General features: G+C 37.7%; 15 protein-coding genes and 1 other annotated feature. Of the genes, 1 reads left to right on the forward strand and 14 read right to left on the reverse strand.

Going from position 1 to position 14,413, the window contains the following annotated elements:
• Nucleotides 1-168 precede the first annotated feature (168 nt).
• The 10 genes from udk to DET63_RS01090 all read right to left on the reverse strand — a co-directional run bounded on the left by udk (nucleotide 169) and on the right by DET63_RS01090 (nucleotide 10,383).
• Nucleotides 169-807, reverse strand: a complete 639-nt coding sequence (gene udk, locus DET63_RS01045) for a uridine kinase (RefSeq protein WP_002015274.1) — start codon at nucleotides 805-807, stop codon at nucleotides 169-171.
• Nucleotides 808-824: 17 nt separating this feature from the next.
• Nucleotides 825-2,105, reverse strand: coding sequence for a peptidase U32 family protein (locus DET63_RS01050; protein ID WP_002015275.1), 1,281 nt, complete (start codon nucleotides 2,103-2,105; stop codon nucleotides 825-827).
• 18 nt (nucleotides 2,106-2,123) lie between these two features.
• A complete protein-coding gene (locus DET63_RS01055; protein ID WP_113935628.1) occupies nucleotides 2,124-3,053 on the reverse strand; it encodes a peptidase U32 family protein in 930 nt (309 codons plus the stop codon).
• A gap of 7 nt (nucleotides 3,054-3,060) precedes the next feature.
• Nucleotides 3,061-3,702, reverse strand: coding sequence for an O-methyltransferase (locus DET63_RS01060; protein ID WP_012261742.1), 642 nt, complete (start codon nucleotides 3,700-3,702; stop codon nucleotides 3,061-3,063).
• Nucleotides 3,703-3,917: 215 nt separating this feature from the next.
• The gene (gene mltG / locus DET63_RS01065) at nucleotides 3,918-4,988 is read right to left on the reverse strand and encodes an endolytic transglycosylase MltG (protein ID WP_113935629.1); all 1,071 of its coding nucleotides are present in this window, start codon (nucleotides 4,986-4,988) and stop codon (nucleotides 3,918-3,920) included.
• 241 nt (nucleotides 4,989-5,229) lie between these two features.
• Nucleotides 5,230-5,508, reverse strand: a complete 279-nt coding sequence (locus DET63_RS01070) for a DUF1292 domain-containing protein (RefSeq protein WP_002034112.1) — start codon at nucleotides 5,506-5,508, stop codon at nucleotides 5,230-5,232.
• 12 nt (nucleotides 5,509-5,520) lie between these two features.
• Nucleotides 5,521-5,934 carry a Holliday junction resolvase RuvX gene (ruvX, locus tag DET63_RS01075; RefSeq protein ID WP_001221204.1) on the reverse strand — a complete coding sequence of 138 codons (414 nt, stop codon included), beginning with the start codon at nucleotides 5,932-5,934 and terminating at the stop codon, nucleotides 5,521-5,523.
• Between the two features lie 3 nt (nucleotides 5,935-5,937).
• Entirely contained in the window at nucleotides 5,938-6,204 is a 267-nt protein-coding gene (locus DET63_RS01080) for an IreB family regulatory phosphoprotein (RefSeq protein WP_000348591.1), read from the reverse strand.
• Between the two features lie 78 nt (nucleotides 6,205-6,282).
• A complete protein-coding gene (alaS, locus tag DET63_RS01085) occupies nucleotides 6,283-8,925 on the reverse strand; it encodes an alanine--tRNA ligase (protein ID WP_002015283.1) in 2,643 nt (880 codons plus the stop codon).
• 41 nt (nucleotides 8,926-8,966) lie between these two features.
• Nucleotides 8,967-9,185 (reverse strand) — a binding site (T-box leader).
• A 112-nt stretch (nucleotides 9,186-9,297) separates the two neighbouring features.
• Entirely contained in the window at nucleotides 9,298-10,383 is a 1,086-nt protein-coding gene (locus DET63_RS01090; protein WP_113935630.1) for an AI-2E family transporter, read from the reverse strand.
• Between the two features lie 158 nt (nucleotides 10,384-10,541).
• On the opposite strand from DET63_RS01090, the gene DET63_RS01095 reads away from it, so the two are divergent.
• On the forward strand, nucleotides 10,542-10,754 hold the full coding sequence (locus DET63_RS01095; protein ID WP_113935631.1) for a hypothetical protein: 213 nt from the start codon (nucleotides 10,542-10,544) through the stop codon (nucleotides 10,752-10,754).
• A 36-nt stretch (nucleotides 10,755-10,790) separates the two neighbouring features.
• On the opposite strand, the gene DET63_RS01100 is transcribed toward DET63_RS01095, so the two are convergent.
• The 4 genes from DET63_RS01100 to DET63_RS01115 all read right to left on the reverse strand — a co-directional run bounded on the left by DET63_RS01100 (nucleotide 10,791) and on the right by DET63_RS01115 (nucleotide 14,357).
• Nucleotides 10,791-10,919 carry a YrzQ family protein gene (locus DET63_RS01100; RefSeq protein ID WP_002015286.1) on the reverse strand — a complete coding sequence of 43 codons (129 nt, stop codon included), beginning with the start codon at nucleotides 10,917-10,919 and terminating at the stop codon, nucleotides 10,791-10,793.
• A gap of 18 nt (nucleotides 10,920-10,937) precedes the next feature.
• Nucleotides 10,938-11,126, reverse strand: a complete 189-nt coding sequence (locus tag DET63_RS01105; protein WP_002015288.1) for a hypothetical protein — start codon at nucleotides 11,124-11,126, stop codon at nucleotides 10,938-10,940.
• Nucleotides 11,127-11,253: 127 nt separating this feature from the next.
• Nucleotides 11,254-13,590, reverse strand: coding sequence for an SF1B family DNA helicase RecD2 (gene recD2, locus DET63_RS01110; protein WP_113935632.1), 2,337 nt, complete (start codon nucleotides 13,588-13,590; stop codon nucleotides 11,254-11,256).
• Between the two features lie 107 nt (nucleotides 13,591-13,697).
• The gene (locus DET63_RS01115) at nucleotides 13,698-14,357 is read right to left on the reverse strand and encodes a tetratricopeptide repeat protein (RefSeq protein ID WP_113935633.1); all 660 of its coding nucleotides are present in this window, start codon (nucleotides 14,355-14,357) and stop codon (nucleotides 13,698-13,700) included.
• Nucleotides 14,358-14,413 lie beyond the last annotated feature (56 nt).

The raw sequence follows: 14,413 nt of genomic DNA on the forward strand, positions 1-14,413 counted from the left end.
GCACACGTAGCACTCCCTTATTCTCCAATTCTTCCTTATATAAAGAAGGTATGTATGGAAAGTTGATATAAATATGCCCTCACCTATTAGTAGGTGAGGTTTCATGTTTCATTGTATTCGATAAGAAGGGAAAAAATCCCTTCCTATCGTATATCTTTTACTATGCTATTACAAATTTACTTTTTGTTCAAGAATTGTTGCAATTTTTGTAACCATAATATCAATTGCAACATGGTTTTGTCCACCTTCAGGGATAATAATATCCGCGAATTTCTTAGAAGGCTCAATAAATTGATTATGCATTGGACGTACAACGTTTACGTATTGGTCGATAACTGAATCCATTGTACGACCGCGCTCTTCAATATCGCGCTGCATGCGGCGTAAAATACGAAGGTCTGCATCTGTATCAACGAACACCTTAATATCCATTAACTCACAAAGACGTGGGTCTTCTAGAATAAGAATTCCTTCTAAAATGATTACATCTTTCGGCTCAACTGGAATAATTTTTTCTGAACGCGTATGCAATGTATAGTCATATATAGGCTTTTCCACTTGCTCATATGCAAGCAACTGCTGCAAATGGTCAATTAACAAATCATTATCAAACGCTAACGGATGATCGTAATTTGTTTTTAAACGTTCTTCCATTGGTAAATGGCTTTGATCTTTGTAATAATAATCTTGCTCCAAGATTAAAATGGAATGACCTTTAAAATGGTCAAAAATCGCTTTCGTTACACTTGTTTTTCCTGATCCTGAACCACCAGCGATTCCAATTACAACAGGCTTATTCGTCCCCATTCGACTACCACTCTTTCTTATTGAAGTATGTTTTTGCGCATCATATTATTCACATACACTGGTTGATCCACTTTGAATTTCACGATTTGCAACGGATGTCTCGCTGCATCTAATTCGTTTCCATCCTCATCCCAAATTTTCTCCACCGTCTGCGTAAAGTTTTCTATTTCTGGCCCAAAGAACTCCACTTCATGTCCTGGTTTGAAGTGATTACGTTGCTCAAGCGTTACGATGCCCGTTTCTTCATTATAATCTAACACTAAACCAGCAAAATCATACGTTGTTTTCTTACTATGATTTCCAAACATTTGCTCTTGATGTCCTGGAACCCCTTCAAAAAATGCAGGAGCTGTATCACGATTTGCACATTTATCAAGTTCATCTAACCATTCTTGTTTAAACTCAAAGTTATCCGGATCCGCACAATACGCATCAATTACTTTACGATATACAGTTGCTACAGTCGCTACGTAATGGATAGATTTCATACGTCCTTCAACTTTTAAGCTATCAATTCCAATTTCAATCATTTTCGGAATTGATAAGATTAAATTTAAATCTTTTGGGCTCATCGCAAAGTGAGCATCTTCTTCTTGGAATAGAGGAAGCTCTTTTGCATCTTTATGTTGTGATACCGTTTGAACTAAATCATAATCCCAGCGGCAAGATTGACAACAACCACCACGGTTAGAGTCACGCGCTGTCATATGGTTACTTAATGTACATCTCCCTGAATACGCGATACACATTGCACCATGGACGAATGCTTCAATTTCAACATCAACTTTTTCTTTAATTTCTTTCATTTCTTCATAGCTTGCTTCACGAGCTAATACAAGACGATGTAAACCTTCTTCTTTCCAATACTGTGCTGCTTTCCAGTTGGATAGTGATTGTTGTGTACTTAAATGCACCTCAACAGAAGGAGCTACACGTTTACATGTCTCAATAATAAGCGGATCGGCAACGATAATTCCCGTTACGCCAGCTTTTTCAATCCCTTTTAAATATTCCTCTAGCCCATCCATATTTTCATTATGTGCAAAAATATTTGTTGTCACGTATATTTTTGCTCCATATTTCTTTGCAAATTCAACGCCTTCTGCCATGTCTTCCAGCGTAAAGTTACCTGCATTAGAACGAAGACCAAATTCTTGTCCACCTAAATATACAGCATCTGCCCCATAATGGATAGCTACTTTTAATTTTTCTAAGTTACCCGCAGGGATTAACAGTTCAGGTTTTTTCACAATAACGCGTTTGCCATCGATCACTCGTGAAATTTCTTGTACAGTCATTTCCTACACCCTCCTCGTTTAGTAAACCGTTTCTTTAAAGAAGAATCCTGTATCTAACGGACGATTTACCGGTTGTATTTCTTCTATCTCTTTAAATAAATCATCTTTCACGTCATAATACGCATCACGATCTTCTACACATAAATCAATCGCCTTACGATATTTCTTCGTCACCTCAATAATGTACTCAGAACTTTTTAGGACACCATCAATTTTTAAGCTATCGACTTCAGCATCGATTAGTTCCTCTAACTCATCGATGAAACAAATATCATTCGGACTCATAATGTGAGTACCATTTTCATCTTCATAAATTGGATATTTGTTATTACGTTCTGGGTCGTATAAGAACATATTCTCTTCATACTTTTTCTTTTCGATGTCGAGATTACGCCCTTGATACTCAAAGTAGTTTCCTACTAGTGAACGCTTCGATTGGAACATACAAGTCATACCGTGAATTTGCACTTCAAGTTCCACTTCAGCATTTTCTTTTAATTCAGCAATTTCATCTAAGCTAAGCTCACGAGCTAATACAGCGCGTTTCGCTCCTCTTTGCCCCCAATAGTTACAAGTAAACCAGTTTGTTGCTGTCGTTTCTGTATTCCAGTGAAGTTGCATATTTGGTGCAACTTCACGAACAGCCATTAATACCGCTGGATCTCCGAAAACAATCGCATCTATATTTACCTCATTTAAAAAGGCAACATAGTCCGTTAATTCTTCTACTTTATCATTGTGGAACATCGCATTCATTGCAACGTATACTTTCACACCATTTTCATGTGCAATGTTTACAGCTTGTTTCACATCTTCACGTGAAAACTCTCCTGCCAAACGTAAACCAAACTTTTGTTCACCAACCATTACTGCATCTGCCCCTGCTTTCGCAAGAGGTTCAATATCCGCCACCGCTCTAGGCGTTACTAACAATTCAGGTTTCTTCATACTTTTGTCACCCTCTCTTTTTACTTACAGCCACTCCATCGCCAATTGGGAAAATCGTTGTATCATATCCTTCATGATTCATAAGCCATTCATTGTACGTCTTAATACGACGAATCAAACCACGGGTACGTCTATTTTCAATTTTCTCTTTTGTCGTCACAAGACCATGGTACATAACGTTATCTGAAATAATAACGCCACCAGGATTTAATAACGGTTCGTATAAGTCAAAAAAGCGACGATACTGCCCTTTCGCTGCATCAATAAAAATAACATCAAATGTTCCATGTTCTTTCACTTGTTCGCCCGTTTCTAAAGCATCACCGTAAATAACAGAAATACGGTCTGTTACCGAGGAACATTCTATATATTCAAGTGCCTTTTCATATCGTTCACGATTGCGCTCTACTGTCACAATGCGAGAGTTCGGAATAGCTTGCATCATACGAATACTAGAATAACCGATTGCTGTTCCAAGTTCTAAAATACTTTCCGGTCCAACTAAACGTAAAAATTGCAGCATAAATTCCATTCCAAGTCGATCCATAATCGGCACATGGTTTTCAGTTGCATACTCTTCCATTTCAAGAATTAATTTATCTTTTGGATCAATAAATGATAATAGGTACTCGTTAACTGCATCCTCCATAATTGGTCCTCCTTATTTACATGGAGAAGTGCCTCTATGACGCGTCAACCTTTGTCTTTTCACACATAGAATGCAATAAAAATACAAGCCAGTTTCACCCTTAGCTTGTACGTCCCGTTTTGATATTAAAAACGATTCTTCTGCCAGTTTTTAACCCGATATATTTTACCACAAAAAAGAGGGATATGCGACCCTTTTCGCTATCCCTCCCCATTTCACTGTTTTTTCGTAATGTATTTTTGCTTTAATGCATTATGTTCTTCTAATGTTTTCGCATAATACACTTCACCACTTGGTGCAGCTAAGAAATAATAATAATCTGTTTGCGCAGGATCTAACGCTGCTTCCACTGAATGTTTACCAGAGTTTGCAATCGGTCCAACTGGCAACCCTTTCACAACATACGTATTGTACGGTGAGTTTATTTTCAAGTCTTCGTATAATACACGTTGTTTATGCTTTCCAAGCGCGTATAATACCGTCGGATCCGTTTGAAGCGGCATGCCTTTCGCTAAACGATTATAGAAAACACTAGAGATTTTTTGGCGATCAGTAAAGCCAGTAGCCTCTTCTTCAATAAGTGAAGACAACGTGAGAAGTTGATGAACATCCCAGTTCTTCGCTTTCATTTTCGCCTCATTTTGAACAATAATTGCATTTGTTTTCTCAAGCATTGGGATTACAATTTCTTCTAATTTCGTATCCTTTTTATAGAAAGAATACGTTGCTGGATATAAGTATCCTTCTAGTGGATATTTAATGTTGCTATCAAAAATTTTATCTGTTAATAGCTTCGGATACTTTTGCTGCATTTTTTGAATAAATGCTTTATCGTTTAATTGACGCACAACATCATCTTTATTCCACTTTAATTCTGCCGCAATCACTTCAGCAATTTCATTTACTTGCGCCCCTTCTTTAATCGTCACTTTATAAAGAGCCGGACGATGTACGTTGCCAGATGACATTTGTTCAATGACATCGTTAGCACTCATCGAAGGATTTAATAAATATGTACCTGCTTGTAAGCTTTTCGACTTAAATTTCGTATAAAAACTAAAAACTGTACTGCTTTTCACAGCACCTTTTTCTTCTAAAATCTCACCGATTTTACTTGTAGATGACCCCTTTGGAATCTCTACCTCAATCTCTTTTTTATTTCCACTATCAACTGGCCCTAATGCAGATGAAATATACGCATAGACTGATCCACAAACTAAAAGCAGTGCGATAATCGAAATTAAAAAAATGCGTCTACGCTTCTTCTTCACTTGATTCTCTACCAAAATTCTTCCTCCTTATTCAATTGTAGACCGTATACACTTCCTCTATACAATGCCCTACAAACATAAAGCAAAACCAATCATTTCTAAATAATCGGTGACAGCTACTTATTTAAAACCTTTTTTCATACAACCCGTCTTATTATACTATAAACAATTAAGTAGTTTCGACAAAAAATCTGTCATTTTGCATATGAATACAAAAAAGGCGAACTGTGTACACAGCTCGCCTTTTTATCCATTACTATTCTTCTTCTTGCTCATCAGCAAGAGTGTTAAACATTTCTTGTACCATTTCCCACTCTTCTTCAGATTCAATTGAAAGTAATGTTCCGCCCTCTTCTTCGCTTTGCTCGTATGCCATTGCATCGAAGATTTGGTCTCCATCTTCGTCTACTTCACCGATTGGAGAGAAGACTACGTAAGATTTTTTGCCGAATTTTTCAGCATCAAAAGTGAAAATAATTTCACATAAATGTTCGTTTCCTTTTTCGTCTACAATTGTAATTTGATTTTCTTCCATTTTGGTCACCTCTTATTTACTATCTAAAAATCCTTGTAAGATCACGACTGCAGCCATCTTATCGATTACCTGTTTTCGCTTCTTACGGCTCACATCAGCTGAAATGAGCAGACGTTCCGCTGCCATCGTCGACAAACGCTCGTCCCACATTACAACTTCTAATTGTAACAGATTTCGCAGGTTTTCTGCAAATTGTTGGCACGCTTCACCACGAGGGCCGATTGTACCATTCATATTTTTAGGTAAACCTACTACTATTTTGTCCACATTGTACTGTTTTACCAGCTCAGAAATACGGTCAAAACCAAAGTGGCCTCGTTCTTCGTTAATCCTGATTGTTTCCAGCCCTTGTGCTGTCCAGCCCATCTCATCGCTCATTGCAACACCGACTGTTTTAGTACCAACATCTAAACCTAATATCCGCATAAACTACTCCTCACGATGATGTTTCAAGTAAGACTTCACAAGTTCTTCAATTATCTCATCACGTTCAAGCTTGCGAACGATGCTTCGTGCATCTTTATGGCGAGGTATGTATGCTGGATCTCCACTTAATAAATAACCGACGATTTGGTTAATCGGATTATAACCTTTTTCTTGAAGTGCATCATACACAGTTAAAAGTACATCATTTACATGGACACTCTGTTTTTCATCTTGAATGCTAAACTTCATTGTCTTATCAAAACCGTCCATTTCAAGCACCTCACTTGTAAGTAGTAAGTATAGGGAGAAGAACTTCTCCTCTCCCTACCATTGTACACTACTATCTCTTTATTTTGAAACAGATTTAACGTACTCTTGTACAAACGCTAAAGCTTCCTCTACTTGCGCTGGATTTTTACCGCCTGCTTGTGCCATATCAGGACGGCCACCACCGCCGCCTCCACAACGAGAAGCTACTTCTTTCACAAGTTTACCCGCATGGTAACCTTGACTAATTAAATCTTTCGTTACGCCAGCTAAAATATTTACTTTATCGTCATTTACAGACGCTAATACAACAACTGCAGACTCTAATTTATTTTTAAGGTCATCCATCATTGTACGTAAGTTGTTCATATCTGCAACATTTACTTTTGCCGCTAATACGTTCACGCCATCAACTGTCATTACTGAATCAGTTAAGTTTCCAGCTTCGATATTGCTTAATTTCGCAGCAAGAGATTCGTTTTCTTTTTGAAGTTGTTTTACTTCAGTAAATAAACCATCAACTCTTGTTAAAATATCTTTCGGATTTGTTTTCATTTTTCCTGCTGCTTCTTTTAATAAACCTACTTGATCGTTCATTAATTCGTATGCAGACTTACCAGTTACCGCCTCAATACGACGAGTTCCTGCACCGATACCAGACTCAGCAACGATTTTGAAAATACCGATAGAAGCTGTGTTATCAACGTGACAACCACCGCAAAGCTCTAAGCTGTAATCGCCTACTTGTACAACGCGTACAACATCACCGTATTTTTCACCGAATAATGCCATTGCGCCCATTTCTTTCGCTTCTTCGATTGCTTTTTGAGAAATCGCAACATCAATACTTTCCCAAATTTTTTCATTTACGATACGCTCAATTTTTTCTAATTCATCAGCTTGTACTTGACCGAAGTGAGAGAAGTCAAAACGTAAACGTTCAGATGTTACAAGAGAACCCGCTTGGTTAACATGCGTTCCAAGTATATCTTTTAATGCTTGGTGCAGTAAGTGAGTTGCTGTATGGTTTTTCACAACGCTACTACGGTTTTTCGTATCGATAAGAGCTTTTACAGCCGCTTCTTTCGTTAATGTACCCTCTTCAACAACAACTTTGTGTAAATTTTGACCATTTGGTGCTTTTTGTACGTCTTTTACAACAACTTTCACGCCGTCAGCAAGAAGGTAACCACGGTCTGCAATTTGCCCACCGCTCTCAGCGTAGAATGGCGTTACATCAAGCATTAATTGTCCTTCTTCACCTGCTTGTAAGCTATCTGTATACTCACCATTTTTCACAAGTGCAACAACGTTACTTTCTGTTGCAACTGTACCGTAACCAACGAATTCGCTCGCTACTTTAACTTCACCAAGTACACCGCCTTGAACTTGCATAGAATCAACGTCTTGACGAGCAGCACGTGCACGCTCACGTTGTTTCTCCATTTCATTTTCAAAGCCCGCTTGATCAACTGTCATACCAGCTTCTTCTGCATATTCTTCTGTTAATTCAATTGGGAAACCGTACGTGTCGTATAGGCGGAACGCATCTACGCCAGAAATAACAGTTGTTTTTTCTTCTTTCGCTTTTGCAATTACTTCAGCTAAAATTGATTCACCATCATGAAGTGTTTCATGGAAACGCTCTTCTTCATTCTTCACAACTTTTGCGATGAAATCTTTCTTTTCAAGTACTTCTGGATAGAAGTCTTTCATTACTTCTCCAACAACCGGTACTAATTCAAACATGAACGGACGGTTGATGTTTAATTTCTTAGAATAACGAACAGCACGGCGTAATAAACGACGTAACACATAACCACGGCCTTCGTTAGATGGAAGAGCACCGTCACCAACAGCGAATGTTACTGTACGGATATGGTCAGCAATTACTTTAAACGCCATATCTTTTTCTAAATCGCCATTACGATATTTCTCACCAGAAATTGATTCTGTTGCACCAATCATCGGCATGAATAGGTCTGTATCAAAGTTCGTAGGTACATCTTGAACGATAGATGTCATACGCTCTAGACCCATTCCTGTATCGATGTTTTTCTTAGGAAGTGGCGTATATGAACCGTCTGGATTATGGTTAAATTGAGAGAATACAAGGTTCCATACTTCTAAGTAACGCTCGTTTTCTCCGCCCGGATATAATTCTGGGTCACTAAAGTCATTACCGTAAGATTCACCGCGGTCATAGAAAATTTCTGTATTCGGTCCACTTGGCCCTTCACCGATATCCCAGAAGTTTTCTTCTAAACGGATGATGCGTTCTTTTGGAACACCCATTTTCTCATTCCAAATTGTGAATGCTTCTTCATCTTCCGGGTGAATTGTAACAGATAGTAATTCTTTATCGAATCCGATCCATTTGTCGCTCGTTAGAAATTCCCAAGCCCAAGTAATTGCTTCTTCTTTGAAGTAATCACCGATTGAGAAGTTCCCTAACATTTCAAAGAATGTATGGTGACGAGCCGTTTTCCCAACGTTTTCAATATCGTTTGTACGAATTGATTTTTGTGCATTTGTAATACGTGGATTTTGTGGGATTACACGACCATCAAAATATTTCTTTAATGTCGCTACACCACTATTAATCCATAGAAGAGATGGATCCTCATGAGGAACTAGTGATGCACTTGGTTCTACTGCATGTCCTTTTTCTTGGAAAAAGTCTAAAAACATTTGACGAATTTGTGCGCCTGTTAGTTGTTTCATTGTATTTTCCTCCTTAAATATAAAAAACTCCCGCCCCTAATAAAAGGGACGAGAGTTAACTCGCGATACCACCCTAATTATGAATTGATTATTATAACAATCAATTCATCACCTCATGGTGCCGTAACGTGGCAAGACGGCAGTGATTAGCTGCTCTCAGGATTAGCTTTCTGTTACCCTTCATTTAAAGCTTCTTTCAGCCATTGGAAGCTTCTCTCTATAAATGGACTGTAACATACTTGTTCCGTCATTGATTTAATGTATTATATGACTAAATATAATAGAATTCTCTTAAGTTTGTCAATGTAGATAATAATAATTATATTGTACTACACACATTTTCGTTAGCTACATAAGCATCTGCTTTTCATTTTAAATATCTTCTCTTTTCCAAAGAGGCCTCACATGAACGATCACTGTACGAATAACAGCTAAAATTGGAACCGATATTAGCAATCCTACAATCCCGGCTATCTCTCCTCCAACTAGTAATGCGAGCATAATAATAACCGGATGCATACGAAGCGACTTACCAACGATGTAAGGCGATAAAATGTTACTTTCCAAAAATTGCAAAATAGCAATTGTAATCCCCGCCTTAATGAGTAAACTCGTTGATACCGTTGCCGCAATCATCAACGTGGGAATCGCCCCTAAAATAGGACCAAAGTACGGGATTATATCCGTTACCCCAATAATAATGCCGAGCAGCAATGGATATTTCATACCGATAAACCAAAAAGAAAGAACAGATACTCCCCCTAATACTAAGCAAACAAATAACTGTCCTCGAATATAACTTCCGAGTGACTTATCAATTTCTTTCGCAAGCAATTGACCCGTACTACGCCACTTACTCGGGACTAATTTCCAAAATATATGATAAAACTCACCGTAATCTTTTAATATGTAAAATACAATGAATGGAATTAAGAAAATAATGAGTAACGAATCCAGTACACCACGAGCTGTGCTCATGACTTTATTTAAAAGCGCTTGAATCTTCGTTTCTACACCACCAAAAATTTGTTTCACCTTTTCATGAATAAATGATGGGAAATTCGCTGTTTGTTCTGTAACTCCATCCATCCAAGAATCGTACATTTTTGTAAACTGTGGAAATTGTTCATTAATTTCTTGTAACTGTTTAATAACAACTGGCGTTCCTTTATAAATTCCATAGCCAATTCCGCCAAAGAAAAGAATATAAATGAGCAAAATAGCAAGTGTGCGTGGCATTCCTTCCTTATGGATTTTTTCAATTAAAGGGTGTAATAAATAAGCAATAAAACAAGCAATAAAGAACGGTGTGATCGCCACTTTAAATACAAAAATAATCGGTGCCCATAGTGGCTTAATTTTTAAAAAGACGAGCAAACAAAGAAAAACGAGTAACAATAATCCTAAACGATATATCCAAATGATTTTAAGATTCTTCACACGAAAAACCTCCTCCATCTTTATTTTGAAAATAAATAGGTTAGGTTATGTGCAAAAGTTTTAAAATCTTTTTATACAGACCATACTGTTTTTTAAAGACGTACATATATTTAACATAATAAGGACAACCACCCCTGAAAATACAGAATGTCAAAATATAATCAGGAGGGCTCATAATGATCTTATTTATGCTTGTATTATCCGCACTTTTTATGCTTCTTGAATGGATTTGTATCGGGTTTGGTATTTGGAAAGGCTTCTTTATTCGTTCCTCACGAAAGGAAAGAGCTAAGCACTTATGGCATTATGGAATGCTTGGCGTTGGATGCTACGGTTTATCTTATCTCTTCTCTGAAATCGGACTTTTATATTTGCATACAAGCGCATAAAAAAACTCCCTTATCATAAAGGGAGTTTTTTACGCCTTATAAATAAGACTTAATCATCTTACGTGCTTTTTTCACATTGCGTTTTGAGAATACATCTTGTTTGCGAGCATATTGATATGCTGCAGCTCCAACACCTAATGCGATTAATGAATTGCGTAGATTCAAAGTAAATCCCCCTTTTCGTTATCCGATCGTTCTTTCATTATCATCAAATAAATCATCAAGAGAGCTTAATGAACCATCTTCCTCTACTTGATGTGTATGGATTTTCCCCTTTGAAACCGATAATTCGATATAACAATTCCAGCAATAAAATTGGTTGACACCTATTTTTCCGATGTCTTTCCCTTTGCAATTTGGACAACTGAACATATGGCTTTCATCTCCTTACAGTCTCCCAGATTCTATTCGCCATTATGTCCAAACTGCATTCATTTATACATTGCTAGAACCTTTCAACGTTATACGTTTGAAAGGTTCACTATATAATTTCACCTTGTTACATGAAATCATACGGTGAAATGTTTTCCACGTCCATTTCTTCACCATTAACCGTCACCATCTGCACTTCTCCTTGTGATTCTTGCAATCGGCCAGCTAAAGTCGTTTGACGCATTGCATCATCAAGGCGATTTACACCGGATTGAAACGCTGCTTCCTCCCCGCAAATAATAAGGAATTTCTTACTCCTTGTAATACCCGTGTAAATTAAATTACGACGTAACATACGGTTATAGCTTTTTACAATCGGCATAATAACAATCGGAAATTCACTACCTTGTGATTTATGAATCGAGCAGCAATATGCATGTGTAATTTGATTTAAATCTGGCTTTGTATACGTTACTTCAATCCCATCAAATGAAACGATAATCATATCTTGTTGCTCAACGTTTTCTTTCGCATAAAACACCGAAACGATTTCTCCGATATCACCATTAAATACTTGGCTTTCCGGCTGATTGACTAATTGAAGTACTTTATCACCTCTGCGGTATACAACGTCACCGTAGGCAATTTCTTTACTTTTTTCTTTTTTCGGATTGAACACTTCTTGGAGAGCTTCATTTAACACATTAATACCTGCTGGTCCGCGGTACATAGGTGCCAACACTTGTACATCTCTTGCGCTAAACCCTTTCGTCTTCGCGTTTTCACATACTTTTTTTACAACTTCAACAATTTGAGCACCTGCACAGCTGATAAATGAACGATCTTTTTTATTTTGCGCTAAATCTGGTGGAAGTGTTCCGTCTTTTATCGCATGGGCAAGTTGAATAACAGATGACCCTTCCGCTTGACGATAAATTTCTGTAAGCTTGACCGTTGGAACCGCACCTGCATTCAATAAATCTTTTAACACTTGTCCAGGTCCTACAGATGGCAACTGATCTTCATCACCTACAACGATAACTTGAATATTTGTCGGAAGTGACTTGAATAGCTGATTTGCAAGCCAAATATCTACCATCGAAAACTCATCAATAATAAGGAGCTTCCCTTGTACAGGGTCTGTTTCATTGCGCTGAAAAGATCCTTCTGGCGTCCATCCAAGCAGACGATGAATTGTGCAAGCTGGAAGTCCTGTCGATTCACTCATGCGCTTCGCCGCTCTTCCAGTTGGGGCCGTTAATAATATTGGAAATGGATTATCATCACTATATTCATTCGGATTTAATGATACTCCGTGAAGTGACGCATACATTTCAACAATTCCTTTAATAACTGTTGTTTTCCCCGTCCCTGGTCCACCTGTTAATAACATCATCGGCTTATGAAGTGCAGTTTGAACTGCTTCTTGCTGAAGCGGCGCATACTGTACCTTTAGCTGTTCTTCAATTTCTCCTAATGTTTTTAACACTTCTGCTTCAGGGAATGCAGGGGTTTCTTCTTGATTCATAAGACGACGAATTGACTTTACAACGCCTTTCTCAGAATAGAATAAAGAAGCTAAATACACTCGCTCTTCTTCTATAATGACTTTCCCTTCGCTTTGCATCATTTCAACGCAGCCTACAATATCTTCCTCAGTCACTCTGCCTTCTTGATTATTTAAAAGTGACATCGTTTCTCTTACAAGCTGACCTTTTTCCATATACACGTGACCGAGTTGTAATGAAATATTCTCTAACGTATAAAAACACCCTGCACGTACACGGTCGTCGTGATTGCCCGTTATTCCGATTGCACGCCCTATATCATCTGCTCTTCCAAATCCAATTCCGTCCACTTCTTCAATAAGTTTATACGGATTATTACGAATCACTTCTAATGTCATCTCTTTATATTGCTGATAAATTTTAATAGAAAGTTTTGTTCCAAAACCGTAACCATTTAAAAAACTCATCACTTTCTCGAGCCCTTGATGCTCAATAATCGTCTCATATATTTCCTGCGCCTTTTGCTTGTTTACAACACCATTTAGCGCATCAGGATCATCCATAATTTTAGAAATCGCATGCTCACCGAGATGGTCCACGATCTTTTCGGCTGTACGCTTTCCAATCCCTTTAAATAAATCGCTCGCTAAATATTGCACCATACCTGCTTTTGTTTGTGGCAGTTCTTTTTTAAACGTTTCAACTAAATATTGTTTTCCATACTTTGGGTGGTCTTTAAAATGACCTGTTAATGTAAACACTTCATCTTCATGCATACGGGGAAAATGACCGTTTATCATTACTTTTTTTTCGTCGTATGTTTCATTCGTTTCAATGACTTTCATACTGACAACGGAATAGAGGTTTTCTTCGTTGTGGAAAATGGTATGAAGAACTTGCGCTTTTATAAATTTTTTCTCTTCCTCAAACAAATCCATTGCATGTTGATTTCCCATATTTCCTCTCCTTTCCGAGTTCTTTTCACTTTAATGAGCAGTACATCCCCCACCTCTTTCACAGTCTTTAGATGAGGGGTAACTGCGCATTAAACTATAATTTCACTTTATTCAGCTTCTTGCTCTAATAAACGAATACCATTACCAGCTAAAAAGTGGTCTGCTTGAATTTCAGTCGCTTTCTTAAATAAAGTAAGAGCTTTCTCGTTATTTTCTTCGAATACGTACGCAACACCTAAATTATAATACGCATCTGCATGCTCTTCATCCATTTCTAATACCTTTTCAAAATAAGGTTTCGCCTCTTGAATATGTTCTAGTCGCGCGAAGCAAAGTCCGCATTGGAAAACAGCTTCTACATCATTTTCATCTAATTCAGTTGCTCTTTGTAAAAATGGCAGCGCAAGACGGTCATTGCCAAGTTGCACATGCGTGATACCTAGCATAAATGTTACATCAGCTGATTGTAATCCCACTTGCATCGCTTGTTCAAATACAGCCTTTGCCTCTGCAAATTGCTCTTGACCGTAATATACATTTCCTAAGCCATAATAAGCAGCCGCAGATTTACCATCTAATTCTAATGCACGTTTATAAAATACAATTGCTCGCTCACTATCACCTAATACATCTAATAAATTCGCAAAGTTAATGTATCCAAGCGCATCTTTCGGATTTTCTTCGATTGCTTCTGTGAAATTTTTAGCTGCTTCTTCCCAGTTTCCTTCTTGCATATATTTAATACCTGTTTCAAGTTTGTTTGACATATCCTTCACCTCTACAACAAATTATAACAAAGAATGTATTTTCCAAGCGAACAAAA

The organism is Bacillus sp. DB-2 (assembly GCF_003315125.1).
GTDB lineage: Bacteria > Bacillota > Bacilli > Bacillales > Bacillaceae_G > Bacillus_A > Bacillus_A mycoides.